The organism is Pseudomonadota bacterium (genome assembly GCA_030860485.1).
GTDB lineage: Bacteria > Pseudomonadota > Gammaproteobacteria > JACCXJ01 > JACCXJ01 > JACCXJ01.
On the sequence record JALZID010000125.1, the window covers coordinates 1 to 2,364 of the forward strand.

The window sequence follows — 2,364 nt, forward strand, 5'->3', positions numbered from 1 at the left end:
GTTGTTACCGAACCATCACGTATTTATTCCTGTTGAAAGCGGGACGCAATGGAACATGAGAGGACATTTGCCATGAGAATCTTACATGTATCGCTGTTCATGGCTGTTTTTGTCTCTTAGCGGGTGCCACGCCACGAGTGGCGGGGTACTCGGCGGCGCGCTCGGCGGTGGTGTTGGGTCAGCACTGGGCGGACCATGGGGTGGTGCACTGGGGGGTGGCCTGGGGGCCGCGGTAGGCCAGCGGCATGACAGAGTTATGACGGCCACTATGAAGATCACGGTGACCATTATTACGAACGACGGCGTCACAGGCACCGCCACCACTATAAAGGCCACGATGACGACTTCTACGATGACTAGTGTCGGGTAATTTCTGGAGGGGATTACGGATAACAGTCCCACAGTGATCAGAGAGTCGTCCCTCCTGCGAAGTTTCTCGAAGCTCCCTGATGACGCGTCGCCGCAATCCGCCTCCAATTTGGCTGGGACCAACCGGCAGCGCGAATCGTCCGCACAACCGAGTTACAAAAAAGCCCGGCACAAGGCCGGGCTCTCGATTCATGATAAGCAATCTTAAGGAATCACGAGACTCCCTCAGGTGCTTTCTCTAAATTTAACGGAATTGCGCCATCTTCGATGCCGGGGGGTTCAATTTCAGTGGCCTCATCGCCCGTAGCCGCAGCCTCATCTCCGGCAACAACACCGCCCTGATCGGCCCGGAGGTATTGAGCACCCCCTTCGGGCTGAACAACTTCTTCTTTTCTCGCCCAATAAAGTCCGTAAAGACCGATGAGCGCTACTAATACTGGAATAAGCATACCAATCTCGTCCATAAATTCCTCCTATATTCCCTTCTATTATTTCTCACATGCGACCCTGCTTCCCGTAGCTCTCATCACCAAAGGGAGCAAAATAATTATATCGTAGCGCGTGTCCCTGATCTATTGCCAAGAGCGCAGGCAATGCGGCAGAGATCCCTGACAAGCGGAAGGCCCTGACAGGATTGCAGGGGACCCGATCACCGACCGTTCCGTTCGGTCGATGGAGTCGGTCGTCGGAATATTAGGGTTGGCAAAACTCAATATGACCAAGGGTGAGGAAGCCGCTCGTGGGGGCCGCGTGGTCCGCTGCCGCGAAGAAAATGCGTTGCACCATGGATGAGCGTCGTGGTGTGGGTTTCTCGGTTCAGCTCCGTGGAGGAGAAGGGGGTATAATCGTGTTGAAGCGTCTCGGAGGGATACTGCTATGAGTGGACTATTGGACGGACAAATCGCTCTCGTGACCGGCGTAAGCAACGACGGCCAGATCGGACAGAGTGTCGCACAGATCTTCGCTTACAACGGTGCTGGCATAGGGATCGCTGCACGGTCACAGAAGAATGTTGAAGCGCGTGCCAAAGAGCTTGAGGCAGAAGGCGCGAAGGCGCTCGCTCTTCCGGTCGATCTCGCCGATGAAACCCAAGTCGGCCAGGCTGTAGAGCGTATGATCGCTCACTATGGGAGGATTCACATATTGGTCAACCTCGCGGGCGGTTTGACACGGTACAAGGCAGCGGTCGATCACACCCTCGATGACTGGAACGCCGAACTCAACAACAATCTTCTCACCGCATTCCTTTGCTCTCGCGCGGTGTTTCCCCACATGCGTAAGAGCGGAGGGGGTTGCATCATCAACTTCTCGCGCGCCGGGCGCCCTCAAGCCAACATGGTCGCCTACAATTGTGCGAAGGCCGCGATTGAAGCGCTCACGCAGACGCTGGCTCTGGAAGGACGGGATGCGAAGATACGGGTGAACGCCGTCGCGCTCGGCTTAGTGGATACAGCCTCCAACCTTGCAGCCATGAAGCCAAAAGACCTTACCAAATGGGCCAAGCGGGATGATGTTGCGCAGGCGGTGCTCTTCTTGGCCTCCGATGCCGCGCACGGCGTCACAGGACAGATCCTCCCGGTGGCCGGCTGGGGCATATAGGTGTTCGGAGGCGAGGAAGGGGTACTGAATCCTACGACACGTACTCACGTACGCGTAAGCTCGCAAGACCGTTTAAGCAGACGCTGGTCTGTGGCGGGATCTCGCCAGAGTCCTCGTCTCGCTTCACGTGCCGTTCTTTCAAGCCCAAAGAGCATCTGGTTTTTCGCATACTTTCGATACACCCAGGCGTAACCAAGCTGCACCATCTTCTCGTTTATATTCCCACTTTCCGCAAATACCTGCCCGACCGTTCTTCCGTATCGATCGCGATCAACGGTAACAACCCCGACGGTTTTTCCGAAGACAAGTTCGGACATTGCTTGTTTTGCCCGTGAGCCGAAAGGTTGTCGTTTCTCAGGCGCATCGATCTCCGCGAGGCGCACCTTGATTTGTGTT

Annotated in this window: 3 protein-coding genes; 1 reads left to right on the plus strand and 2 read right to left on the minus strand. The window is 55.8% G+C overall.

Annotated elements, in window-relative coordinates:
• Positions 1 to 581: 581 nt before the first annotated feature.
• The gene (locus tag M3461_07050; protein ID MDQ3774127.1) at positions 582 to 833 is read right to left on the minus strand and encodes a hypothetical protein; all 252 of its coding nucleotides are present in this window, start codon (positions 831 to 833) and stop codon (positions 582 to 584) included.
• A 424-nt stretch (positions 834 to 1,257) separates the two neighbouring features.
• On the opposite strand from M3461_07050, the gene M3461_07055 reads away from it, so the two are divergent.
• On the plus strand, positions 1,258 to 1,968 hold the full coding sequence (locus M3461_07055; GenBank protein ID MDQ3774128.1) for an SDR family oxidoreductase: 711 nt from the start codon (positions 1,258 to 1,260) through the stop codon (positions 1,966 to 1,968).
• A 44-nt stretch (positions 1,969 to 2,012) separates the two neighbouring features.
• On the opposite strand, the gene M3461_07060 is transcribed toward M3461_07055, so the two are convergent.
• Positions 2,013 to 2,364, minus strand: a 352-nt coding sequence (locus M3461_07060; GenBank protein MDQ3774129.1) for a thermonuclease family protein, incomplete at its 5' end; no start/stop codon positions are given.